This window comes from Herbaspirillum huttiense, assembly GCF_047300815.1.
In the GTDB taxonomy this organism is placed as follows: domain Bacteria; phylum Pseudomonadota; class Gammaproteobacteria; order Burkholderiales; family Burkholderiaceae_D; genus Herbaspirillum; species Herbaspirillum huttiense_A.
Map to the genome: position 1 here is coordinate 120,151 of NZ_CP178608.1, position 22,980 is coordinate 143,130.

The window sequence follows — 22,980 nt, forward strand, 5'->3', positions numbered from 1 at the left end:
CAGGACCGGCCGCCCCGGCAAGACAACAAGCTGCAAGAGAGAACGGCACCGGGAGCAATTCCGGTGCCGTTTTTTCGTTCATGGGCGGTGTTTGCCGGGGCATCACGGCTTTCATATCCCTGTTTGTCCCTACTGGCGGTAGGCCTTGCTGCTTGCGGCATTGCCAAGGATGAGTGAATCTTTTATCATCTACAAATAATAATGATTCTCATTTGGTTCCCGTCGCGTGGAATCAATCTTCATATCGATGACGACCTGTTTCCACAGGCCGTTTTTATCCAAGAGGTAGCCAGCCAGCGCTAGTAACCGAACCAGACCAAGGGGTGGTTACCAGTGTTTCCATGCAAATCGAAGTGTGCAGCGGCCGTGTTCCTGGCGCTGCAGCAGTGGCTGTGTGCGAGTGCCTTTGCGCAATCAGCCGATGCCAATACCCAAGCCAATCCCGCTCGCGCGTCGGCGAGTGAATCCATCACATTGGCGCAAGCCAGCGGCAAGAAGCTGCAGGACGTGGTGGTCACGGCCAATCGTTCCGGCAGCAGTGACCTCGATCACGCGGCCGCCACCGTCTCCGTCATCACCTCCGAGGAGATCGAGGAGCACAACGCCAAGGACATCAAGGATGCCTTGCGCTACGAGCCGGGGGTGGAGGTGCGGCGCTCGGTGTATCGCATGTCCGGCATCACGGGGGCGACGGCCACCACCGGGCGTGGCGGCAATGAGGGCATCACCATCCGTGGCCTCGATGGCAATCGCGTGCTGATGCTGGAGGACGGCATCGTCATGCCGCGTGCTTTCAGCCAGGGCGTGGCCAGCGTCGGGCGGGGTGCGACTACGGACACCGAACTGTATCGCCGCATCGAAGTGCTGCGCGGGCCTGCGTCTTCGCTCTACGGCAGCGATGGGCTCACCGGCGCGGTCAACTTCATCACCAAGGATCCGTCCGACTTGCTGGACGTTTATGGCAAGTCCAGCTATTTCTCCTTCAAGCCTTCCTACGACTCGGTCGACAAGAGCTTTGGGGCAACCGCCAGCGCGGCCTGGGGCAGCGAGCAGTGGCAGGGCATGCTGATCCTCAATGCGCGCCACGGCAACGAGAGCGACAACAAGGGGGCCAATGACGTGCGCGGCAGCGCTCGCACCATGCCCGACCCGATGAGCTATACCAATCGCTCGGCTCTGGGCAAACTGGTCTTCAAGCCCAATGGCATCGACACCTTCAAGCTCACCCTGCAGGCCACCGAAGAGCGCGAGAGCGGGGACAGCCTTTCTGCGATCGGCAACGGCGTGACCGCCTACAGCACCAGCAGCAAGTCCACCGGACAGCGCGCCACGCTGGCCTATGAACGCAACGATGCGGATCAGCCGTGGATACAGAAATTCAAGGCCAGCCTCACCTGGCGCAATGCCGACACCGAGCAGTTCACCAATGAGGCCGGCACCAGTACGGCGAGCATCGTGCGGCCGCGTTTCCGTGCCGTTTCGTACAGCGACCAGATGATCAGCGGCAGCCTGCTGGCCGAGAGCAACTTCGGCTCCGACCGCTGGCGGCACAAGCTGGTCTATGGGCTGGACCTGAGCCTGTCCACCTTGCAGACCAGCGCCGACGGCACCGGCTGGACCAGTTGCACCGGCACGCAGTATTGCCAGTACTTCCCCAAGACTGAGAGCACGCAGCTTGGTGCCTATGTGCAAGATGAGATGCGCACCGGCGCGCTGACCACCATCGCCGGCCTGAGACTGGACAGCTATGAACTCAAGCCCAAGGCCAGCGCGAAATATGACGCCCAGGCCATCGCCAACGGGCAGCCGGCAGTGAGCAGCCGCGACAGCGCCTTCTCGCCGCGCCTGGCGTTCCTCTATGAAGTCACGCCGGCTTTCATCCCCTACATCCAATATGCGCGCGGCTTCCGTTCACCCTCGCCGCAGGAGATCAATTCCTTCTTCAACAATACTGTCTATCGCCAGATCTCCAATCCTGACCTCAAGCCCGAGACCAGCAACACGGTCGAAGTCGGCCTGCGCGGCAAGCTGGCGGCCGGGCCGGGAGCGCTGCGATACAGCGCGGCGGCGTACAAGGGCAATTACCGCAACTTCATCGACCTGGTGACCGTGCGCGGCAACCTGACGGTGGCCAACCCGACCATCTTCCAGTACCGCAATGCGGCCAAGGCCGAGATCCACGGGCTGGAAGGGCGTATCGATTACGCGCTCGACAATGGCTTCACGGTCAAGGGCGGGTTCGCCTGGACCAAGGGCACCACGACTGCCAATGGCGTCGAGCAGGGACTGGAGTCCGTGGCCCCGCTGTCGGTGGTGGCGGGCCTGCGCTATGAGCGCCCGCAGCAATGGTTCGTGCAGAGCGACCTGGTCTACAACGCGGCCAAGAAGAAGGAAGACATTGCGACGGCCACCAACTTCGTCTCGCCTTCCTTCTTCGTGATGGATCTCTCGGGCGGCTATCACCTCACCCGCAACATGACCGTCACCGCCGGCATCCGCAACCTGTTCGACCGCAAGTACTGGAGCTGGACCGACATCCGCGGCCTGTCGCTGGCCGACAGCGCGGTCAACAAGGATGCCTATACCGAGCCGGGGCGCAGCTTCAACGTCAGCCTGAAGATCGCCTACTGATTCGCCGGACCCCTCCACCTCTCATTCATCCTGAAGGAATTCCATGAGCAAGCACATCATCGCCCGCCGCGCGTTGCACCGTACCTCCCTGGCCGTGTTGCTGGCCACGACACTGGCCGCTGCCGGTTGCGCGACCCAGCCCTCCTTGTCCGAACGCTGGGCAGAGCTGCAGCGTTCGCAGCCAAAACTTCATACCCGAGATGCTGCACGTGAACTCGGTGTCAAAGAATCGGCCTTGCTGGCCACCCAGGTCGGCCGCAATGCCGTACGCCTCAAGGGGGACCCGGCCGATATCGAGGCCCTGTTCGAGCGTCTCCCGGAGCTGGGCCGCATCAAGGCCATTACGCGCAATGAAGATGCCGTGCTGGAGCGCAGCGGCGAAGTCACGCCCGTCAAACGGGATGAGCAGGGCAGGGTGATCCCCGGGACCGGCTTCGCGGGCGGCCCCATTGATCTGCGTTTTGCCACCACCAAATGGGGCAGCGCCTTTGCGGTAGTGCAAGCGGGCCGGGATGGCAAGACCAGCCGCAGCCTGCAGTTCTTCGACCGCCAGGGCGATGCCGTGCACAAGGTCTATCTGGACAATGAGCAGCACGTGGCTCAATTCGATCGCCTGGTGGCGGACTTCAGGTTGCCCGATCAACAGGCCGCCTTGCACATCGAGCCCGGCCCGGTGACGGCGACTACACAGCCGGCTGCGCCACCCAGTGCCGAGGCGATCCGCGAACTGCGCCAGTCCTGGCATGAGTTGACCGACGTGCACCAATTCCCGCGCCTGCTGCGCGAGCTCAAGCTGACCCGCGAACAGGCACTGCAGCTCATTGGTCCCGACTCCGCCTGGCGTATCGCGCCGCAGGCGGCCCAGGCGCTGCTGGAAGATGCCAGGCAACGCCAGCAGCCCATCATGGTCTTCGTCAGCAATGGCGGCATGACGCAGATCTATAGCGGCCTGATCGGCAAGACTGCCGTGGCGGGGGACTGGTACAACGTCCTCGATCCGGAGTTCAACCTGCACCTGCGCGCCAAGGCGGTGGATCACGGCTGGGTGGTGCGCCGTCCGACCGATCACGGCATGATCACCTCGGTGGAGTTCTATGATGCCCAGGGCCGGCAGATCGTCAACTTCTTCTCCCGCCGCGACCGCGGTCAACCCGAGACGATGCAGTGGCGCAACATGGTCGAGGCGCTGCCGCGCGGCTGAACTTGCCGCGCAGGCAATGGAAGCGCCGCACGCAACTCTTGCATGATGGAAAACATTGCCATTTCGCCACCCGCAAACCGTGGCGAAATGGCCATAAACCGCGTCAAACCGGCACCGCAGCCCGCTTCGGGTTGACCCGCTGGACATTCCGGCGTACACTCGCGAGTTCTCGAATTTAGGCTCTCCCGGGCTTATGCGTTCTTTGGTCTGAAACATCGCTTCTGCGACGCTACCTTCCCTTGCGGTCTTAAATCCGATTTGCGCATTGTCTTGCGCACAAGAGTTTCCTGTGTGGTTCCGGGCAACCGATTCCGGAACCTGTTTTCAATGTTGTACTTTGTTGGATTAAAACGATGCCAACCATCAATCAACTGATTAGCAAACCACGTGTCCGCGCGATCGTGAAGAGCAAGTCGCCGGCGCTGGAAAACAGCCCGCAAAAGCGCGGTGTCTGCACCCGCGTGTACACCACCACCCCGAAGAAGCCGAACTCGGCGCTGCGTAAGGTGGCCAAGGTGCGCCTGACCAACGGTTTCGAAGTCATTTCGTACATCGGCGGTGAAGGCCACAACCTGCAAGAACACAGCGTCGTGCTGATCCGCGGCGGCCGTGTGAAGGACTTGCCGGGTGTGCGTTACCACATGGTTCGCGGTGCACTGGATACCCAGGGCGTCAAGGATCGTAAGCAAGCTCGCTCGAAGTACGGTGCCAAGCGCGCCAAGGCAGCGAAGAAGTAATAATTGGTGTTTATCATGACGCTTTCGCGCGTCGTGTGAACAGACTCAGAGTCGGTCCAGGTTGGGCCGAGTAAGTGGAAGCCATGATGGCTCTCCGCGAGTGCAGGCGAAGTTGAAGCAGGGTTCGCCCACTCAACTGAAGATTGAAAGGAATCGAAATGCCACGTCGTCGTGAAGTCCCCAAGCGGGAAATTCTGCCGGATCCGAAGTTCGGCAACGTTGAAGTCGCCAAGTTTGTGAACGTGCTGATGCTGTCGGGCAAGAAGTCCGTCGCTGAAAACATCATCTACGGTGCCTTCGACTACATCCAGACCAAGTCGGGCAAGGACCCGCTGGAAGTGTTCTCTGCAGCCCTGAACAACTGCAAGCCGATGGTGGAAGTGAAGTCCCGCCGCGTCGGTGGCGCCAACTACCAGGTGCCCGTTGAAGTGCGTCCGGTGCGCCGTATGGCCCTGTCGATGCGCTGGCTGCGTGAAGCCGCCAACAAGCGCAGCGAAAAGTCGATGCCGCAGCGCCTGGGTGGTGAACTGATGGAAGCCGCCGAAGGCCGTGGTGGCGCCATGAAGCGTCGTGATGAAGTGCACCGTATGGCAGAAGCGAACAAGGCGTTCTCGCACTTCCGCTTCTAATCAAGACTGGGCCGGGGCGTACCCTATCCGGGTGTTTCCTGGCCTGCATCTAAATTGGTTCGAGCCGAGCGTTTATTTGAAAAAAATGACGCTCGGTTTCGTGCATTAAAGACTTAGGAATAAATCATGGCTCGCAAGACCCCCATTGAGCGCTACCGCAACATCGGTATCTCCGCGCACATCGATGCTGGCAAGACCACCACGACCGAGCGCGTGCTGTTCTACACCGGTGTGAACCACAAGATCGGTGAAGTGCACGACGGCGCCGCCACCATGGACTGGATGGAACAGGAACAAGAGCGCGGCATCACCATCACGTCCGCTGCGACCACCTGTTACTGGAAGGGCATGGCGAACAACTTCCCGGCCCACCACATCAACATCATCGACACCCCGGGTCACGTTGACTTCACCATCGAAGTGGAACGTTCGATGCGCGTGCTCGACGGCGCCTGCATGGTCTACTGTGCAGTGGGCGGCGTGCAGCCGCAGTCGGAAACCGTGTGGCGTCAGGCCAACAAGTACAAGGTCCCGCGTCTGGCCTTCGTCAACAAGATGGACCGTACCGGTGCCAACTTCTTCAAGGTCTATGAGCAGATGCGTGCTCGCCTGAAGGCCAACCCGATCCCGATGCAAGTGCCTATCGGCGCCGAAGAAAACTTCGAAGGCGTGATCGACCTGGTCAAGATGCGCGCAATCTACTGGGACGACGCTTCCCAGGGCATGAAGTTCGACTACCGCGACATCCCCGAGCACCTGAAGGCTGACGCGCAGAAGTGGCGTGAAAACCTGGTCGAAACCGCTGCTGAAGCATCGGAAGACCTGATGAACAAGTACCTGGAAGAAGGCGACCTGACCGAAGCCGAAATCAAGGGCGCGATCCGTCAACGCACCATCTCCGGCGAAATCGTCCCGATGATGTGCGGCACCGCCTTCAAGAACAAGGGCGTGCAAGCCATGCTGGACGGCGTCGTTGAATACCTGCCGTCGCCGGTGGACATTCCCCCGGTTCCGGGCCTGAACGAAGACGACGAGCCGGTCGTGCGCGAAGCCAAGGACGACGAGAAGTTCTCCGCCCTGGCCTTCAAGATCGCTACCGACCCGTTCGTTGGCCAGCTGTGCTTCATCCGCTGCTACTCCGGTACCCTGAACTCGGGCGACACCGTGCTGAACTCGGTGAAGTCGAAGAAGGAACGTATCGGCCGTATCGTTCAGATGCACGCCAACCAGCGTGAAGAAATCAAGGAAATGATGGCCGGTGACATCGCCGCCGTCGTGGGCCTGAAGGACACCACCACCGGTGACACCCTGTGCGACGACAAGGCAATGGTCGTGCTGGAGCGCATGGTCTTCCCCGAGCCGGTGATCTCGCAGGCTGTGGAACCCAAGACCAAGGCCGACCAGGAAAAGATGGGCCTGGCCCTGAACCGCCTGGCTGCTGAAGATCCGTCGTTCCGCGTGCGTACCGACGAAGAATCGGGCCAGACCATCATCGCCGGTATGGGCGAGCTGCACCTGGACATCATCGTTGACCGCATGAAGCGCGAATTCAACGTTGAAGCCACCGTCGGCAAGCCGCAAGTGGCTTACCGCGAAACCATCCGCAAGACCTGCGAAGAGTCCGAAGGCAAGTTCGTCAAGCAGTCGGGTGGTCGTGGTCAGTACGGTCACGTCGTCCTGAAGATCGAGCCGCAAGAAGCCGGCAAGGGCTTCGAGTTCGTCGACGCGATCAAGGGCGGTACCGTTCCTCGCGAATTCATCCCGGCCGTTGAAAAGGGCGTGCGTGAAACCCTGAACACCGGCGTGCTGGCTGGTTACCCTGTCGTTGACGTCAAGGTCACCCTGTTCTTCGGTTCGTACCACGATGTGGACTCGAACGAAAACGCCTTCCGCATGGCCGGTTCGATGGCCTTCAAGGATGGTTGCCGCCGCGCCAGCCCCGTCATCCTGGAGCCGATGATGGCTGTCGAAGTGGAAACCCCGGAAGATTACGCCGGTACCGTGATGGGCGATCTGTCCTCCCGCCGTGGCATGGTCCAGGGCATGGATGAAATCGCCGGCGGTGGTGGCAAGATCATCAAGGCTGAAGTGCCCCTGTCGGAAATGTTTGGTTACTCGACCACGCTGCGTTCGGCTACTCAAGGCCGTGCAACCTACTCGATGGAATTCAAGCACTACTCCGAAGCGCCCAAGAACGTGATCGACGCAATCGTCACTTCCAAGGCCAAGTAAGTTGCAGGAATGGCGATCTCTTCCGAGTTGGGGGAGATCGCTGGCTGGATCACCAGCCTTACATTGAATATTGAACATCGAACATATCGTTCTTTTGAAGGAAATTTAAAATGGCAAAAGGCAAGTTTGAACGGACCAAGCCGCACGTGAACGTCGGCACCATCGGTCACGTTGACCACGGCAAGACCACCCTGACCGCTGCAATCGCAACCGTTCTGTCGAAGAAGTTCGGCGGCGAAGCGAAGGCCTACGACCAGATCGACGCAGCGCCTGAAGAAAAGGCACGCGGCATCACCATCAACACCGCGCACGTCGAATACGAAACCGCAAACCGCCACTACGCGCACGTTGACTGCCCAGGCCACGCCGACTATGTGAAGAACATGATCACCGGCGCAGCCCAGATGGACGGCGCGATCCTGGTGTGCTCGGCCGCTGACGGCCCGATGCCCCAGACCCGCGAACACATCCTGCTGTCGCGTCAGGTTGGCGTGCCTTACATCATCGTCTTCCTGAACAAGGCTGACATGGTGGACGACGCTGAACTGCTGGAACTGGTGGAAATGGAAGTGCGCGAACTGCTGTCGAAGTACGAGTTCCCTGGCGACGACCTGCCCATCGTGAAGGGTTCGGCCAAGCTGGCGCTGGAAGGCGACACTGGTCCCCTGGGCGAGCAAGCCATCATGGCTCTGGCTGAAGCCCTGGACACCTACATCCCGACCCCGGAACGTGCCGTTGACGGTACCTTCCTGATGCCGGTGGAAGACGTGTTCTCGATCTCCGGCCGTGGCACCGTGGTGACCGGTCGCGTTGAGCGCGGCATCATCAAGGTCGGCGAAGAAATCGAAATCGTCGGTATCGCTGACACCCAGAAGACCACCTGCACCGGCGTGGAAATGTTCCGCAAGCTGCTGGACCAAGGTCAAGCTGGCGACAACGTTGGCGTGCTGCTGCGCGGCACCAAGCGTGAAGACGTGCAGCGTGGCCAGGTTCTGGCCAAGCCGGGTTCGATCAAGCCGCACAAGCACTTCACCGGCGAGATCTATGTTCTGTCGAAGGACGAAGGCGGCCGTCACACCCCGTTCTTCAACAACTACCGTCCGCAGTTCTACTTCCGTACCACCGACGTGACCGGTGCGATCGAACTGCCGAAGGACAAGGAAATGGTCATGCCGGGCGACAACGTGTCGATCACCGTGCAACTGATCAACCCGATCGCCATGGAAGAAGGTCTGCGCTTCGCTATCCGTGAAGGCGGCCGTACCGTCGGCGCCGGCGTGGTTGCCAAGATCTTCGACTAATCGTCGGATCAGCAGTAGCAGTACCCTGTAACACTAGTCGCATTTTTAACATCGCCGGGGATGATCCCCATCCCCGGTTCGTTCTTTAAAGGAAAATCATGTCGGTTCCTAGCCAAAAAATCCGTATCCGTCTGAAAGCTTTCGACTATCGTCTGATCGACCAGTCCGCACTGGAAATCGTTGACACCGCCAAGCGTACCGGTGCTGTCGTCAAGGGCCCGGTTCCCCTGCCGACCCGCATCCAGCGCTTCGACGTCCTGCGTTCGCCGCACGTCAACAAGACCTCCCGCGATCAGTTCGAAATCCGTACCCATCAGCGCCTGATGGATATCGTCGATCCGACCGACAAGACGGTTGACGCATTGATGAAGCTGGACCTGCCCGCTGGCGTTGATGTTGAAATCAAGCTGCAGTAATCAGCTGGCATAGTGTTGGAAAAGCGCACAACCTCGGTTGTGCGCTTTTGTTTTACGGGCTATAATGCTCGGCTTCGATGTGGGTTTTGCGTTTGCAAAGCCCATAATTTATGGTAGTACGAACATCAGCCCCGCCCAATCGCAGGCGGGAATGGAGAAAACAATGAGCCTGGGCCTTGTTGGTCGCAAGGTTGGTATGATGCGCATCTTCACGGAAGATGGGGATTCGATCCCTGTGACCGTGCTGGACGTGTCCAACAACCGCGTGACTCAAATCAAAACGCCTGAAGTGGATGGTTATTCCGCTGTTCAGGTGACCTTCGGTCAACGCCGCGCTTCGCGCGTGGTGAAAGCCGCCGCCGGCCACTTCGCCAAAGCTGGCGTCGAGGCAGGTACTGTCCTCAAAGAATTCCGTGTTGACGCTTCCAAGGCTGCCGAACTGAAGGCTGGCGACGTCGTTGGCATCGGCATGTTTGAAGCTGGCCAGAAAGTCGACGTGCAAGGCGTGTCGATCGGTAAGGGCTACGCCGGTACCATCAAGCGTTACAACTTCTCGTCGGGTCGCGCGACCCACGGTAACTCCCGCTCGCACAACGTTCCTGGCTCCATCGGTATGGCGCAGGATCCGGGCCGCGTGTTCCCCGGCAAGCGCATGACCGGTCATCTGGGTGATGTCAAGACCACCGTCCAGAACCTGGAAATCGCCCGTGTGGACGCAGAGCGTCAGTTGCTGCTGGTCAAGGGTGCCGTTCCTGGCGCCAAGAACGGTCAAGTGATCGTTTCGCCGGCAGTCAAAGTCAAAGCGAAGAAGGGGGCTTAATAATGGAACTGAAGCTCCTGAATGACCAAGGTCAAGCTGCTTCGAACGTCGCCGCACCGGATACCATTTTCGGTCGTGACTACAACGAAGCCCTGATCCACCAGGTCGTGGTTGCCTACCAAGCCAACGCGCGTAGCGGCAACCGCAAGCAAAAGGATCGTGAAGAAGTCAGCCACACCACCAAGAAGCCTTGGCGTCAAAAGGGTACTGGCCGTGCACGTGCCGGTATGTCCTCGTCGCCTCTGTGGCGCGGTGGTGGCCGTATCTTCCCGAACTCGCCTGACGAAAACTTCACCCACAAGGTCAACAAGAAGATGTATCGCGCAGGTGTCTGCTCGATCCTGTCCCAGTTGGCTCGTGAAGGCCGCCTGTCGGTCGTCGAAGAGTTCGCCGTCGAAGCCCCGAAGACCAAGCTGCTGGCCCAGAAGTTGAAGGGCATGGGCATGGAATCGGTGCTGGTTATTACCGACAGCCTGGACGAAAAGCTGCTGCTGGCCTCGCGCAACCTGCCGGGCGTGCTGGTGGTCGAGCCGCGTCAAGCTGATCCCGTGTCGCTGGTGTACTTCAAGAATGTCTTGATCACCAAGCCGGCTCTGGCAAAGATTGAGGAGTTGCTGGCATGAACGCAATCGTGAAACATAGCGAAGAGCGCCTGATGAAGGTGCTGCTGGCACCGGTGATCTCCGAAAAGGCAACCTTTGTCGCCGAGAAGAACGAGCAAGTCGTCTTCCTGGTCGCCAAGGATGCTACCAAGCTGGAAGTCAAGGCCGCCGTCGAACTGCTGTTCAAGGTGGAAGTGGAATCGGTGCAAGTCGCCAACCGTCAGGGCAAGCAGAAGCGCTCGCGCAACGGTATGGGTCGCCGCAACCACACCCGCCGTGCTTTCGTCAGCCTGAAGCCGGGTCAAGAAATCAACTTCACCGAGGAGGCTAAATAATGGCACTCGTAAAAGTGAAGCCGACCTCGCCCGGTCGGCGCGGCATGGTCAAGGTCGTCAATCCCGACCTGTACAAGGGCCGTCCGCTGGCATCGCTGGTCGAAAAGAAGTCCAAGACCGCCGGCCGTAACAACAACGGCCACATCACCACCCGCCACATCGGCGGTGGTCACAAGCAGCACTACCGTGTTGTCGACTTCCGTCGCAACAAGGATGGTATTCCTGCCAAGGTTGAGCGTATCGAATACGACCCGAACCGTACCGCGCACATCGCACTGCTGTGCTACGCGGACGGCGAGCGCAAGTACATCATCGCTCCCAAGGGCGTGTCGGTTGGCGATCAGCTGATCAGCGGTTCTGAAGCTCCGATCAAGTCGGGCAACACTCTGCCGATCCGCAACATCCCCGTCGGTACCACCATCCACTGCGTGGAAATGCTGCCGGGCAAGGGCGCGCAAATCGCCCGTACCGCTGGTGCTGCTGTCGTGCTGATGGCACGCGAAGGCACCTACGCTCAGGTTCGTCTGCGCTCCGGTGAAGTGCGTCGCGTTCACATCGAATGCCGCGCCACCATCGGTGAAGTCGGTAACGGCGAGCACAACCTGCGCAAGATCGGTAAGGCCGGTGCAACCCGTTGGCGCGGTGTGCGTCCGACCGTTCGTGGCGTTGTCATGAACCCGGTGGATCACCCGCACGGTGGTGGTGAAGGCAAGACCGCCGCTGGCCGTCACCCGGTTTCCCCGTGGGGCCAGCAGACCAAGGGCAAGAAGACTCGTAGCAACAAGCGTACGACTTCGATGATTGTCTCGCGTCGCGGCAAGAAATAAAGGATAAAACATGACACGTTCATTGAAAAAAGGTCCTTTCTGCGACGCCCACCTGGTGAAAAAGGTTGAGGCTGCCCAGGCTACCAAGGACAAGAAGCCGATCAAGACCTGGTCGCGTCGTTCGACCATCATGCCGGACTTCATCGGCCTGACGATTGCCGTGCACAATGGCAAGGCACACGTGCCGGTCTATGTGTCGGAAAACATGGTTGGTCACAAGCTCGGCGAATTCGCGCTGACCCGTACTTTCAAGGGTCACGCTGCCGATAAGAAGGCTAAGAAATAAGGTCCTATGATGGAAACTAAAGCTACTCTGCGCGGTGTGCACCTGTCGGCCCAGAAGGGCCGCCAGGTTGCAGACCTGATCCGCGGTAAAAAAGTTGATCAGGCACTGAATATCTTGGCCTTCAGCCCCAAGAAGGGCGCGGTCATCATCAAGAAGGTTCTGGAGTCCGCTATCGCGAACGCCGAACACAACGATGGTGCCGACATTGACGAGCTGAAAGTCAAGACCATTTATGTGGAAAAGGGTGCGGTCCTCAAGCGCTTCACGGCGCGTGCTAAGGGCCGTGGTGATCGTATTTCCAAGCAGTCGTGTCACATTTACGTGACCGTCGGAAACTAAGGAGTCACGATGGGACAGAAGATTCATCCAACCGGTTTCCGTCTGGCGGTTACGCGTAACTGGGGCTCGCGTTGGTATGCAGGCAACAACAACTTTGCCGACATGCTCAACGAGGACCTGAAGGTCCGCGCTTACCTGAAGAAGAAGCTGAAGAACGCTTCGGTTGGCCGCGTGGTCATCGAGCGTCCGGCCAAGAACGCCCGCATCACCATTTACAGCTCCCGTCCGGGCGTTGTGATTGGCAAGAAGGGTGAAGACATCGAAGTGCTGAAGTCGGCACTGGCCAAGCTCATGGGCGTGCCCGTGCACGTCAACATCGAAGAAATCCGCAAGCCGGAAGCCGATGCTCAGCTGATCGCTGACTCGATCTGCCAGCAGCTGGAAAAGCGCATCATGTTCCGTCGCGCCATGAAGCGTGCGATGCAGAACGCCATGCGTCTGGGCGCCCAAGGCATCAAGATCATGTCGTCGGGCCGTCTGAACGGCATCGAAATCGCACGTACCGAATGGTACCGCGAAGGCCGTGTGCCCCTGCACACCCTGCGCGCCGATATCGACTATGGCTTCGGCGAAGCTGAAACCACCTACGGCATCATCGGTGTGAAGGTGTGGGTCTACAAGGGCGACCGCCTGGCAAACGGCGAATCGCCGGTGCTGGTTGGCGAACTGGAAGACGACAAGAAGCGTCGTGGTCCCCGTCGTGACGACGGCAAGCCGGGTGCACGTCCCCGCTCCAAGACTGGTGCTCCTGGCGCCGGTGCAAAGCGTGGCGGTGGTCGTCCTCAAGCTGCCGATGCCGGTGTATCGGCTGAGAAAGCAGGAGAATAATCATGCTGCAACCAGCACGTAGAAAATATCGTAAAGAACAAAAAGGTCGTAACACCGGCATTTCGCACACCCGCGGAACCGCCGTCTCGTTCGGCGATTTTGGTCTGAAGGCAACCGGCCGCGGCCGTATCACTGCCCGTCAGATCGAAGCTGCTCGTCGTGCGATGACCCGTCACATCAAGCGCGGTGGTCGTATCTGGATCCGCGTTTTCCCGGACAAGCCAATTTCCCAGAAGCCCGCAGAAGTGCGTATGGGTAACGGTAAGGGTAATCCGGAGTACTACGTGGCTGAAATCCAGCCGGGTAAGGTACTGTACGAGATGGACGGTGTGGACGAAGCCCTGGCGCGCGAGGCGTTCCGTTTGGCTGCTGCCAAATTGCCGCTGTCGACGACTTTCGTTGTTCGCCAAGTCGGTCAATAATTAGGAGCGGAACATGAAAGCATCTGAACTCCGCGGTAAGGACAAGGCAGGACTGGAAAAGGAACTGGGCGAGCTGTTGAAAGCTCAGTTCAGCCTGCGCATGCAAATTGCGACCCAGCAACTGAACAATACCGCACAGCTGAAGAAGGTACGTCGCGACATCGCACGTGTGAAAACTGTGATCAACTCGAAGGATGGCCAACAATGAACGATCAAGTGAAACAAGCGCTCAAGCGCACGCTGATTGGCAAAGTTGTGTCGGACAAGATGGATAAGACCGTCACTGTCGAAATCGAGCGTCAAATGAAGCACCCGCTGTACGGCAAGATCATCAAGCGCACCAAGAAGTACCACGCGCATGATGAGCAAAACACGGCGAAGGCCGGCGATGTGGTGGAAATCACCGAAAGCCGTCCGATCTCCAAGACGAAGGCGTGGACTGTGACCCGTGTGGTACAGGAAGCACAAATCGTTTAAGCAGTAAAGGTAGTACTTGCGTGCTCGATATTATGGTGCCATAATATCGAGCTCTTTCTTTGCAAACTAATGTGTGCAGAGGAAGACTCAAGAGTAGCTCTATTCGTCCCCTAACTAGCGAGTTCGCTTGCTAACAGGACCAAGACTGACCGCCAGCGCATCCTGCGAAGCGGATTAAGTTGGGAAAGAAAATATCATGATTCAAACTGAAAGCCGGCTCGAAGTGGCCGACAACACTGGTGCGCGCGAAGTTCTGTGCATCAAGGTCTTGGGTGGTTCCAAGCGCCGCTATGCGGGCATTGGCGATGTGATCAAGGTTACTGTCAAGAGCGCCGCACCGCGTGGTCGCGTCAAGAAGGGTGAAATTTATAACGCTGTCGTCGTTCGTACCGCCAAGGGCGTGCGTCGTCAGGATGGTTCGCTGGTCAAGTTCGATGGTAATGCTGCCGTCCTGCTGAACGCCAAGCTGGAGCCCATCGGCACCCGTATCTTTGGGCCGGTGACTCGTGAGCTGCGTACAGAGCGCTTCATGAAGATCGTCTCCCTGGCGCCTGAAGTTCTGTAAGGAGTAGTCATGGCAAAGATTCGTAAAAACGATGAAGTCATCGTGTTGACCGGCAAAGACAAGGGCAAGCGCGGTGTCGTGACTGCTCGTGTGGACGCCGATTATGTCATCGTGGAAGGCGTGAATGTCGCAAAGAAAGCGACCCGTCCGAACCCGATGACGGGTGCAACTGGCGGCATCGTCGATAAGCTGATGCCAATTCATGTGTCGAACGTCGCGTTGTTCAACGCTGCGACCGGCAAGGCAGATCGTGTGGCTTACAAGGAAGTGGACGGCAAGAAGGTCCGCGCTTACAAGTCCAACGGCGAAGTCGTTAAGGTTTAAACATCATGGCACGTCTTCAACAGTTTTATAAAGATAAGGTCGTCGCCGATCTGACTACGAAGTATTCGTACAAGTCGGTGATGGAAGTTCCGCGCATCCTGAAGATCACCCTGAACATGGGTCTGTCCGAAGCAGTTGCGGACAAGAAGATCATCGAGCACGCCGTTGGCGATCTGACCAAGATCGCTGGCCAGAAGCCGGTGGTGACCAAGGCTCGCAAGGCTATCGCAGGTTTCAAGATCCGCGAAGGCTACCCGATCGGTTGCATGGTGACCCTGCGTGGCGCCCGCATGTACGAATTCCTGGATCGTCTGATCACCGTGGCCCTGCCGCGCGTGCGTGACTTCCGTGGCGTGTCCGGTCGTGCGTTCGATGGTCGTGGCAACTACAACATCGGTGTGAAAGAGCAGATCATCTTCCCCGAAATTGAGTACGACAAGATCGATGCACTGCGTGGCATGAACATCAGCATCACCACGACTGCAAAGACCGACGACGAAGCGAAGGCGCTTCTCGCCGCATTTAAATTCCCGTTCAGAAACTGAGGATGCCATGGCAAAACTGGCACTGATTAACCGTGAACAGAAGCGCGCAGAAATGGTGAAGAAGTATGCTGCCAAGCGCGCCGAGTTGAAGGCTATTATCGACGACCAATCGAAGTCGGAAGAAGAGCGTTACGAAGCCCGCCTGAAGCTGCAGGCTCTGCCGCGTAACTCCGCTCCGACCCGCCAGCGCAACCGTTGCGCGCTGACTGGCCGTCCCCGTGGTACTTTCCGCAAGTTCGGATTGGGCCGTATCAAGGTCCGTGAAATCGCCATGCGCGGCGAAATCCCGGGTTTGACCAAAGCTAGCTGGTAATAGGAGAAGAAGCAATGAGTATGAGCGATCCTATCGCCGATATGCTGACCCGTATCCGCAATGCGCAAGGCGTGAACAAGACGACCGTCGTCATGCCGTCTTCCAAAGTGAAGGTTGCCATTGCCAACGTCCTCAAGGACGAGGGCTATATCGAAGATTTCGCCGTGGTTGCCGCTGATGGCAAGGCTGAATTGAAAATCGGTTTGAAGTATTACGCTGGCCGTCCGGTCATCGAGCGCCTGGAGCGCGTGTCCCGTCCGGGTCTGCGCATCTACAAGGGCAAGGACGATATCCCCAACGTCATGAACGGCCTGGGTGTGGCAATCGTGTCCACGCCGCGCGGCGTGATGACTGATCGCAAAGCACGCGCAACCGGTGTCGGTGGCGAAGTGATTTGCTACGTGGCCTAAGGAGTGCAAGATGTCTCGTGTAGGTAAAATGCCTGTTGCACTGCCGAATGGCGCGGAAGCGACCATCACTGCAGAGCAAATCACCGTCAAGGGCCCGCTGGGCTCCTTGACCCAACCGCTGACCAAGAAGGTCAAGGTGGTCAACAACAATGGCTCGCTGAGCTTCGAAGTGGCTGATGACAGCCGCGAAGCCAACGCGATGTCGGGCACCCTGCGTGCTCTGGTCAACAACATGGTCAACGGCGTCACCAAGGGCTTCGAAAAGAAGCTGAACCTGGTTGGCGTGGGTTTCCGTGCACAAGCACAAGGCGACAAGCTGAACCTGTCGCTGGGCTTCTCGCACCCCATCGTTCACCAGATGCCCGCCGGCATCAAGGTTGAGACCCCGACCCAGACCGAAATCCTGATCAAGGGTATCGATCGCCAGGTGGTTGGCCAGGTCGCCGCTGAAATTCGCGCGTACCGCGAACCCGAACCCTACAAGGGCAAGGGTGTGCGCTACGCTGACGAAGTGGTGACGCTCAAAGAAACCAAGAAGAAGTAATAGGGGTTGACGATGGACAAGAAACAATCTCGCCTGCGCCGTGCGACTCAGACTCGCGCCAAGATCGCAGAACTGAAGGTGAATCGTCTGGCTGTGCACCGTACCAACACGCACATCTACGCCAGCGTCATCGGCCCCGACGCCAACGTGCTGGCTTCCGCTTCCACCCTGGAAGCAGAAGTCCGCGCCCAGCTGGCAGGTCAGACCGGCAAGGGCGGCAATGCTGCCGCTGCTGCCCTGATCGGCAAGCGCGTGGCGGAGAAGGCTCTGAAGGCCGGTGTGACTGAAGTCGCATTCGACCGCTCCGGTTTCCGTTATCACGGTCGCGTCAAGGCGCTGGCTGAGGCTGCGCGTGAAGCCGGCCTGAAGTTCTAAGGATTATCGATCATGGCAAAAATGCAATCGAAAACGCAAAGCGACAAGCCAGATGACGGCATGCGCGAAAAAATGATCGCGGTCAACCGCGTCACCAAGGTGGTGAAGGGCGGCCGCATCATGGGTTTCGCAGCGCTGGCAGTGGTCGGTGACGGCGATGGCCGTATCGGCATGGGCAAGGGCAAGTCGAAGGAAGTGCCCGTTGCCGTGCAGAAGGCGATGGAAGAAGCTCGTCGCAAGCTGATCAAGGTGACCCTGAAGAACGGTACCGTGCAACACACCGTCATCGGCAAGCACGGCGCTTCGTCGGTGATGATCTCGCCGGCCAAGGACGGTACTGGCGTCATCGCCGGTGGTCCGATGCGCGCGATCTTCGAGGTGATGGGCGTGACCAACGTGGTGGCCAAGTCGACTGGTTCGACCAACCCCTACAACATGGTCCGTGCCACCCTGGACGGTCTGTCGAAGATGAACACTCCGGCTGAAATTGCTGCCAAGCGCGGCAAGTCGGTCGAAGAAATCCTGGGCTAAGGTGATCGAGATGGCTAACACAATCAAAGTCAAACTGGTCAAGGGTCTGATCGGTACTCGTCAGGACCACCGCGCTACCGTGCGCGGTCTGGGTCTGCGTCGCGTCAACTCGGTGTCCGAACTGGAAGACACCCCGTCGGTGCGCGGCATGATCAACAAAGTGTCCTATCTTGTGAAAGTTGTGTCGTAAGCCGCGGCTTGCGAACGGAGCGAATCATGCAATTAAACACTATCCAACCCGCAGACGGCGCCAAGCACGCTAAGCGTCGCGTCGGTCGTGGTATCGGCTCTGGCCTGGGCAAGACCGCCGGTCGTGGCCACAAGGGTCAGAAGTCGCGTTCGGGCGGTTTCCACAAGGTCGGCTTTGAAGGCGGCCAGATGCCCCTGCAACGTCGTCTGCCCAAGCGTGGTTTCAAGTCGCTGGCAACGCCCTACAAGGCTGAAGTGCGCCTGTCCGACCTGGAAAAGCTGCCCGTCGCCGAGATCGACGTGCTGGCACTGAAGCAAGCCGGCCTCGTGTCGGAACTGGCTCGTGTCGTGCGTATCATCAAGGCTGGCGAACTGACCAAGAAGGTAACCGTCAAGGGTCTGATCGCAACCGCTGGTGCCAAGGCCGCTATCGAAGCTGCCGGTGGTTCCATCGCTGAGTGATCCGGTCCCGGAGCATTAATTGGCAACTACTCCTCAATTAGCAAAAGGTGCCGCAAAAGGATTCCCCTGGGGTCGTTTGTGGTTCCTGCTGGGGGCGTTGATCGTTTATCGCATCGGTGCACATATCCCGGTTCCGGGTATTGATCCGACGCAGTTGGCGCAGCTGTTCAAGCAGAATCAGGGCGGCATTCTGGGCATGTTCAACATGTTCTCCGGTGGTGCCCTGTCGCGCTTTACGATCTTCGCACTGGGGATCATGCCGTATATCTCGGCATCGATCATCATGCAGCTGCTGTCGGTGGTTTCGCCGCAGCTGGAAGCATTGAAGAAAGAGGGTGAAGCCGGTCGTCGCAAGATCACGCAGTACACCCGTTACGGCACCCTGGTGCTGGCGACCTTCCAGGCGCTGGGCATCGCGGTGGCGCTGGAATCGCAAGCCGGCTTGGTGCTGGATCCGGGTCTGGCCTTCCGTCTGACCACGGTGGTGACCTTGATTACCGGTACGATGTTCCTGATGTGGCTGGGTGAACAGATCACTGAACGTGGTCTGGGCAATGGCATCTCGATCATCATCTTCGCCGGTATTGCGGCAGGTCTGCCGAATGCTCTGGGTGGCTTGTTCGAGCTGGTCCGTACCGGTTCGATGAACGCTCTGTCGGCAATCCTGATCTGCGTGATCGTGGCTTTGGTGACGTTCCTGGTGGTCTTCATCGAACGTGGCCAGCGCAAGATCCTGGTGAACTATGCGAAGCGTCAGGTCGGCAACAAGATCTACGGTGGCCAGAGCAGCCACTTGCCGCTGAAGCTGAACATGGCTGGCGTGATTCCGCCGATCTTTGCATCGTCGATCATTCTGTTCCCGGCCACGATCACCAGCTGGTTCACCTCCGGTGATACGTCCAATCCCTTCATTCGTTTCCTGAAGGATCTGGCGGCATCGATGGCACCAGGCGAACCGATCCATGCCTTGCTGTATGCGGTGGCTATCGTCTTCTTCTGCTTCTTCTACACCGCACTGGTGTTCAACAGCAAGGAAACGGCAGACAACCTGAAGAAGAGTGGTGCTTTTGTTCCGGGTATCCGTCCGGGTGACCAGACAGCGCGTTATATCGACAAGATCCTGATGCGCCTGACCCTGGCCGGCGCCGTGTACATCACCTTGGTGTGCCTGCTGCCAGAGTTCCTGATCGCACGCTGGAAGGTACCGTTCTACTTCGGTGGCACATCGCTGCTGATCATTGTGGTCGTGACGATGGATTTCATGGCCCAAGTGCAGAACTATGTGATGTCTCAGCAGTATGAATCGTTGCTCCGCAAAGCTAATTTCAAGGGTGGCATGACACCGCGATAAGCGGGCTCATGCTCCAGGGAAGAAGACACGGAATGGCAAAAGACGACGTTATTCAGATGCAGGGCGAGATTCTTGAAAATCTGCCCAACGCGACATTCAGGGTTAAGTTGGAAAACGGTCACGTTGTACTCGGCCATATTTCCGGCAAGATGCGCATGAATTACATCCGTATCCTGCCCGGCGATAAGGTAACGGTGGAACTGACGCCTTACGATTTGAGCCGGGCACGTATCGTGTTCCGAACCAAGTAACAGTGAAACATTGAAAGAAAGAGGGCCACAATGAAAGTGCTCGCATCAGTCAAGCGGATCTGCCGCAACTGCAAAATCATCAAGCGCAATGGTATCGTTCGTGTGATCTGCACCGAACCTCGCCATAAGCAGCGCCAGGGTTAACTTAACGTTATTGATCGAGGAATAACGAATGGCACGTATTGCAGGGGTCAACATCCCCAACCATCAGCACACCGTAATCGGCCTGACCGCCATCTATGGTATTGGCCGTCCGCGCGCACAAGACATTTGCGCTGCTACCGGCGTTCCGACCAACAAGAAGGTCAAGGACCTGGACGATAACGAGCTGGAAAAGCTGCGTGACGAAATCGCCAAGTTCGTCGTGGAAGGCGATCTGCGCCGTGAGTTGTCCATGAACATCAAGCGTTTGATGGACCTGGGTTGCTACCGCGGTCTGCGTCACCGTCGTGGTCTGCCGGTTCGCGGTCAACGTACCCGCACCAACGCCCGTACTCGCAAGGGTCCGCGCAAGGCCGCTCAATCGCTGAAGAAATAATCCCGGCAGGCGCAAGCACTGGTCGGATTCAAGGAAGAAATTATGGCAAAGTCCCCCAACAACGCAGCAGCATCGCGTGTTCGTAAGAAAGTCAAGAAGAACGTTGCTGAAGGCATCGCGCACGTTCACGCTTCGTTCAACAACACCATCATCACGATCACCGACCGTCAGGGCAACGCTCTGTCGTGGGCAACTTCGGGTGGTGCTGGCTTCAAGGGTTCGCGCAAGTCGACTCCGTTCGCAGCCCAGGTCGCCGCTGAAAGCGCCGGCAAGGTTGCCATCGAATGCGGCATCAAGAACCTGGAAGTGCGTATCAAGGGCCCAGGCCCGGGCCGTGAATCCGCAGTGCGCGCTCTGAACAACCTGGGCATCAAGATCACCCAGATCCAGGACGTGACTCCGGTCCCGCACAACGGCTGCCGTCCGCCGAAGCGCCGTCGCATCTAAGTTGTAGTATAATCTTGCGCTTTCGCCTGTTCGTCAGGCAAAAGCGCAGGCAAATCACCCGCCAATCACCTTGGCGGGTTTTGTTCTTAAGACCACTGTCTGGCCGCATGCAGGCCAGACTAGCGTCCGGCAACATGGGACGTCATTGATAAAGGAAATACCGTGGCACGTTATATCGGACCGAAAGCAAAACTCTCCCGCCGCGAAGGCACCGACCTGTTCCTCAAGAGCGCACGCCGCTCGCTGGATTCCAAGTGCAAGCTGGATTCCAAGCCGGGTCAGCACGGCCGCACTTCGGGTGCCCGCACCTCCGACTACGGCAACCAGCTGCGCGAAAAGCAGAAGGTCAAGCGCATGTACGGCGTCCTCGAGCGCCAGTTCCGCCGCTACTTCGCTGAAGCCGACCGCCGCAAGGGCAACACCGGCGAAACCCTGCTGAAGCTGCTGGAATCTCGCCTGGACAACGTCGTCTACCGCATGGGCTTCGGCTCGACCCGCGCTGAAGCGCGTCAGCTGGTGTCCCACAAGGCCCTGACCGTGAACGGTCAAGTCGTCAACATCGCTTCGTACTCCGTCAAGGCTGGCGACGTCATCGCCATCCGTGAAAAGGCCAAGAAGCAAGTGCGTATCGCCGAAGCCCTGTCGCTGGCCGAGTCGAACGGTTTCCCGCAGTGGGTTTCCGTGGATTCGAAGAAGCTGGAAGGCACTTTCAAGTCGTCGCCGGACCGTACCGAAATCGCTGCCGACGTCAACGAATCGCTGATCGTCGAACTGTACTCGCGTTAATTCGTAGTACTGCCGTACCCCTGTGCCCACCTCATGGTGGGCATTTTTCCGAACTGCCATCAGCCTTATCGGTGTAACGAGCCGAGGGTATTGAAAAGGACAATTCATGCAAAACAGTTTGTTGAAGCCCCGCATCATCGAAGTGGAAACCCTGGCCCCCGGTCACGCAAAGGTCGTGATGGAGCCGTTCGAGCGTGGTTACGGTCACACCCTGGGCAACGCGCTGCGTCGCGTCCTGCTGTCGACCATGAGCGGTTACGCTCCCACCGAAGTCACCATCGCTGGCGTCGTGCACGAGTACTCCTCGCTGGACGGTGTGCAGGAAGACGTCGTCGACATTCTGCTGAACCTGAAGGGCGTGGTCTTCAAGCTGCACAACCGTGACGAAGTCACCCTGACCCTGAAGAAGGAAGGCGAAGGCGCCGTCCTGGCTTCCGATATCGATCTGCCGCACGACGTCGAACTGATCAACCCGGATCACGTCATCGCCAACCTGACCGGTGGCGGCAAGCTGGACATGCAGATCAAGGTCGAAAAGGGCCGTGGCTACGTGCCGGGTAACGTGCGTCGCCTGTCCGAGGACACCAACAAGACCATCGGCCGCATCATCCTGGATGCGTCGTTCTCGCCGGTGCGCCGCGTGTCCTACGCCGTCGAATCCGCTCGCGTGGAACAGCGTACCGACCTGGACAAGCTGGTCATGAACATCGAGACCAACGGCGTCATCACCCCGGAAGAAGCGATCCGCCAATCGGCCCGCGTGCTGGTTGATCAACTGAACGTGTTCGCTGCCCTGGAAGGCACCGAAGCGACTGCAGAAGCACCGTCGCGCGCACCGCAGGTCGATCCTATCCTGCTGCGTCCGGTCGACGACCTGGAACTGACCGTCCGTTCGGCAAACTGCCTGAAGGCCGAGAACATCTACTACATCGGCGACCTGATCCAGCGCAGCGAAAACGAACTGCTGAAGACCCCGAACCTGGGTCGCAAGTCGTTGAACGAAATCAAGGAAGTCCTGGCTTCGCGTGGCCTGACCCTGGGCATGAAGCTGGAAAACTGGCCGCCGGCTGGTCTGGAAAAGTAATTCTCGTCACCTGGCGGGCTGCGGTGAGAGCCGCACCCCTAGGCTGATAGGAAGCAGTACCTGAAGTATTCGTCGTATCCGTAGCAAAGAACTTTTATCCGATATTTACCGGTCCGCGGTCAGGACAGCCCAGCTGGCCTGCCGATAGAAGAACTGGATCAAAACTGTAACCTGAAAGGAAA

Annotated in this window: 34 protein-coding genes; all 34 read left to right on the forward strand. The window is 58.6% G+C overall.

Features of this window, described 5'->3' with window-relative positions; translation table 11 throughout:
• The first annotated feature begins 366 nt into the window (after positions 1–366).
• Positions 367–2,631: a TonB-dependent hemoglobin/transferrin/lactoferrin family receptor gene (locus ACLRDN_RS00575; RefSeq protein WP_413458553.1), complete on the forward strand. Its 2,265-nt coding sequence runs from the start codon at positions 367–369 to the stop codon at positions 2,629–2,631.
• Positions 2,632–2,674: 43 nt separating this feature from the next.
• Positions 2,675–3,832 (forward strand): hemin-degrading factor, encoded by a 1,158-nt coding sequence (locus ACLRDN_RS00580; RefSeq protein WP_413458554.1) that lies wholly within the window; start codon positions 2,675–2,677, stop codon positions 3,830–3,832.
• Between the two features lie 353 nt (positions 3,833–4,185).
• A complete protein-coding gene (gene rpsL, locus ACLRDN_RS00585) occupies positions 4,186–4,569 on the forward strand; it encodes a 30S ribosomal protein S12 (RefSeq protein ID WP_006465490.1) in 384 nt (127 codons plus the stop codon).
• A 158-nt stretch (positions 4,570–4,727) separates the two neighbouring features.
• The gene (rpsG, locus tag ACLRDN_RS00590) at positions 4,728–5,198 is read left to right on the forward strand and encodes a 30S ribosomal protein S7 (RefSeq protein ID WP_006465489.1); all 471 of its coding nucleotides are present in this window, start codon (positions 4,728–4,730) and stop codon (positions 5,196–5,198) included.
• Positions 5,199–5,324: 126 nt separating this feature from the next.
• On the forward strand, positions 5,325–7,430 hold the full coding sequence (gene fusA / locus ACLRDN_RS00595; protein WP_198984395.1) for an elongation factor G: 2,106 nt from the start codon (positions 5,325–5,327) through the stop codon (positions 7,428–7,430).
• 110 nt (positions 7,431–7,540) lie between these two features.
• Positions 7,541–8,731, forward strand: coding sequence for an elongation factor Tu (gene tuf / locus ACLRDN_RS00600; RefSeq protein ID WP_008334097.1), 1,191 nt, complete (start codon positions 7,541–7,543; stop codon positions 8,729–8,731).
• A 98-nt stretch (positions 8,732–8,829) separates the two neighbouring features.
• On the forward strand, positions 8,830–9,147 hold the full coding sequence (rpsJ, locus tag ACLRDN_RS00605; RefSeq protein WP_006464935.1) for a 30S ribosomal protein S10: 318 nt from the start codon (positions 8,830–8,832) through the stop codon (positions 9,145–9,147).
• A gap of 151 nt (positions 9,148–9,298) precedes the next feature.
• The gene (gene rplC, locus ACLRDN_RS00610) at positions 9,299–9,967 is read left to right on the forward strand and encodes a 50S ribosomal protein L3 (protein WP_013232185.1); all 669 of its coding nucleotides are present in this window, start codon (positions 9,299–9,301) and stop codon (positions 9,965–9,967) included.
• Between the two features lie 2 nt (positions 9,968–9,969).
• Positions 9,970–10,590, forward strand: a complete 621-nt coding sequence (gene rplD, locus ACLRDN_RS00615; protein ID WP_006464933.1) for a 50S ribosomal protein L4 — start codon at positions 9,970–9,972, stop codon at positions 10,588–10,590.
• Positions 10,587–10,904: a 50S ribosomal protein L23 gene (rplW, locus tag ACLRDN_RS00620; protein ID WP_006464932.1), complete on the forward strand. Its 318-nt coding sequence runs from the start codon at positions 10,587–10,589 to the stop codon at positions 10,902–10,904. Before rplD ends, rplW begins: the two co-directional genes overlap by 4 nt.
• Positions 10,904–11,731, forward strand: coding sequence for a 50S ribosomal protein L2 (rplB, locus tag ACLRDN_RS00625; RefSeq protein ID WP_006464931.1), 828 nt, complete (start codon positions 10,904–10,906; stop codon positions 11,729–11,731). The genes rplW and rplB overlap by 1 nt, the downstream gene beginning before the upstream one ends.
• A gap of 10 nt (positions 11,732–11,741) precedes the next feature.
• Positions 11,742–12,017, forward strand: a complete 276-nt coding sequence (gene rpsS / locus ACLRDN_RS00630; protein WP_006464930.1) for a 30S ribosomal protein S19 — start codon at positions 11,742–11,744, stop codon at positions 12,015–12,017.
• A 6-nt stretch (positions 12,018–12,023) separates the two neighbouring features.
• Entirely contained in the window at positions 12,024–12,356 is a 333-nt protein-coding gene (gene rplV / locus ACLRDN_RS00635) for a 50S ribosomal protein L22 (RefSeq protein WP_413458555.1), read from the forward strand.
• A gap of 9 nt (positions 12,357–12,365) precedes the next feature.
• A complete protein-coding gene (gene rpsC / locus ACLRDN_RS00640) occupies positions 12,366–13,184 on the forward strand; it encodes a 30S ribosomal protein S3 (protein ID WP_008334135.1) in 819 nt (272 codons plus the stop codon).
• Positions 13,185–13,186: 2 nt separating this feature from the next.
• Positions 13,187–13,606 (forward strand): 50S ribosomal protein L16, encoded by a 420-nt coding sequence (gene rplP, locus ACLRDN_RS00645; RefSeq protein ID WP_008334136.1) that lies wholly within the window; start codon positions 13,187–13,189, stop codon positions 13,604–13,606.
• 13 nt (positions 13,607–13,619) lie between these two features.
• Positions 13,620–13,814 (forward strand): 50S ribosomal protein L29, encoded by a 195-nt coding sequence (gene rpmC / locus ACLRDN_RS00650; RefSeq protein WP_006464926.1) that lies wholly within the window; start codon positions 13,620–13,622, stop codon positions 13,812–13,814.
• Positions 13,811–14,083: a 30S ribosomal protein S17 gene (rpsQ, locus tag ACLRDN_RS00655; RefSeq protein WP_034333526.1), complete on the forward strand. Its 273-nt coding sequence runs from the start codon at positions 13,811–13,813 to the stop codon at positions 14,081–14,083. The genes rpmC and rpsQ overlap by 4 nt, the downstream gene beginning before the upstream one ends.
• Before the next feature lie 196 nt (positions 14,084–14,279).
• Positions 14,280–14,648, forward strand: coding sequence for a 50S ribosomal protein L14 (gene rplN, locus ACLRDN_RS00660; protein ID WP_006464924.1), 369 nt, complete (start codon positions 14,280–14,282; stop codon positions 14,646–14,648).
• Positions 14,649–14,657: 9 nt separating this feature from the next.
• The gene (gene rplX / locus ACLRDN_RS00665) at positions 14,658–14,972 is read left to right on the forward strand and encodes a 50S ribosomal protein L24 (RefSeq protein WP_034339785.1); all 315 of its coding nucleotides are present in this window, start codon (positions 14,658–14,660) and stop codon (positions 14,970–14,972) included.
• Between the two features lie 5 nt (positions 14,973–14,977).
• Entirely contained in the window at positions 14,978–15,517 is a 540-nt protein-coding gene (rplE, locus tag ACLRDN_RS00670) for a 50S ribosomal protein L5 (RefSeq protein WP_006464922.1), read from the forward strand.
• A 7-nt stretch (positions 15,518–15,524) separates the two neighbouring features.
• On the forward strand, positions 15,525–15,830 hold the full coding sequence (gene rpsN / locus ACLRDN_RS00675) for a 30S ribosomal protein S14 (protein ID WP_008334139.1): 306 nt from the start codon (positions 15,525–15,527) through the stop codon (positions 15,828–15,830).
• A gap of 14 nt (positions 15,831–15,844) precedes the next feature.
• A complete protein-coding gene (gene rpsH, locus ACLRDN_RS00680) occupies positions 15,845–16,240 on the forward strand; it encodes a 30S ribosomal protein S8 (protein WP_006464920.1) in 396 nt (131 codons plus the stop codon).
• A 10-nt stretch (positions 16,241–16,250) separates the two neighbouring features.
• On the forward strand, positions 16,251–16,784 hold the full coding sequence (gene rplF, locus ACLRDN_RS00685) for a 50S ribosomal protein L6 (RefSeq protein WP_008334141.1): 534 nt from the start codon (positions 16,251–16,253) through the stop codon (positions 16,782–16,784).
• A 12-nt stretch (positions 16,785–16,796) separates the two neighbouring features.
• Complete coding sequence (gene rplR, locus ACLRDN_RS00690; RefSeq protein ID WP_008334143.1) at positions 16,797–17,159, forward strand: 50S ribosomal protein L18; 363 nt, start codon at positions 16,797–16,799, stop codon at positions 17,157–17,159.
• A 12-nt stretch (positions 17,160–17,171) separates the two neighbouring features.
• Positions 17,172–17,690 (forward strand): 30S ribosomal protein S5, encoded by a 519-nt coding sequence (rpsE, locus tag ACLRDN_RS00695; protein ID WP_006464917.1) that lies wholly within the window; start codon positions 17,172–17,174, stop codon positions 17,688–17,690.
• Positions 17,691–17,700: 10 nt separating this feature from the next.
• Entirely contained in the window at positions 17,701–17,880 is a 180-nt protein-coding gene (gene rpmD, locus ACLRDN_RS00700) for a 50S ribosomal protein L30 (protein ID WP_006464916.1), read from the forward strand.
• Positions 17,881–17,906: 26 nt separating this feature from the next.
• Positions 17,907–18,341, forward strand: a complete 435-nt coding sequence (gene rplO, locus ACLRDN_RS00705) for a 50S ribosomal protein L15 (RefSeq protein ID WP_008334147.1) — start codon at positions 17,907–17,909, stop codon at positions 18,339–18,341.
• A 19-nt stretch (positions 18,342–18,360) separates the two neighbouring features.
• Positions 18,361–19,692: a preprotein translocase subunit SecY gene (secY, locus tag ACLRDN_RS00710; protein ID WP_013232188.1), complete on the forward strand. Its 1,332-nt coding sequence runs from the start codon at positions 18,361–18,363 to the stop codon at positions 19,690–19,692.
• A 32-nt stretch (positions 19,693–19,724) separates the two neighbouring features.
• The gene (infA, locus tag ACLRDN_RS00715) at positions 19,725–19,943 is read left to right on the forward strand and encodes a translation initiation factor IF-1 (protein ID WP_005663428.1); all 219 of its coding nucleotides are present in this window, start codon (positions 19,725–19,727) and stop codon (positions 19,941–19,943) included.
• Positions 19,944–19,973: 30 nt separating this feature from the next.
• Complete coding sequence (gene rpmJ / locus ACLRDN_RS00720) at positions 19,974–20,087, forward strand: 50S ribosomal protein L36 (protein ID WP_013232189.1); 114 nt, start codon at positions 19,974–19,976, stop codon at positions 20,085–20,087.
• 28 nt (positions 20,088–20,115) lie between these two features.
• A complete protein-coding gene (gene rpsM, locus ACLRDN_RS00725) occupies positions 20,116–20,481 on the forward strand; it encodes a 30S ribosomal protein S13 (RefSeq protein WP_006464912.1) in 366 nt (121 codons plus the stop codon).
• A gap of 42 nt (positions 20,482–20,523) precedes the next feature.
• The gene (rpsK, locus tag ACLRDN_RS00730; RefSeq protein ID WP_006464911.1) at positions 20,524–20,928 is read left to right on the forward strand and encodes a 30S ribosomal protein S11; all 405 of its coding nucleotides are present in this window, start codon (positions 20,524–20,526) and stop codon (positions 20,926–20,928) included.
• A gap of 162 nt (positions 20,929–21,090) precedes the next feature.
• Positions 21,091–21,714 carry a 30S ribosomal protein S4 gene (gene rpsD / locus ACLRDN_RS00735; protein WP_075256125.1) on the forward strand — a complete coding sequence of 208 codons (624 nt, stop codon included), beginning with the start codon at positions 21,091–21,093 and terminating at the stop codon, positions 21,712–21,714.
• 106 nt (positions 21,715–21,820) lie between these two features.
• The gene (locus tag ACLRDN_RS00740) at positions 21,821–22,798 is read left to right on the forward strand and encodes a DNA-directed RNA polymerase subunit alpha (RefSeq protein ID WP_006464909.1); all 978 of its coding nucleotides are present in this window, start codon (positions 21,821–21,823) and stop codon (positions 22,796–22,798) included.
• Positions 22,799–22,980 lie beyond the last annotated feature (182 nt).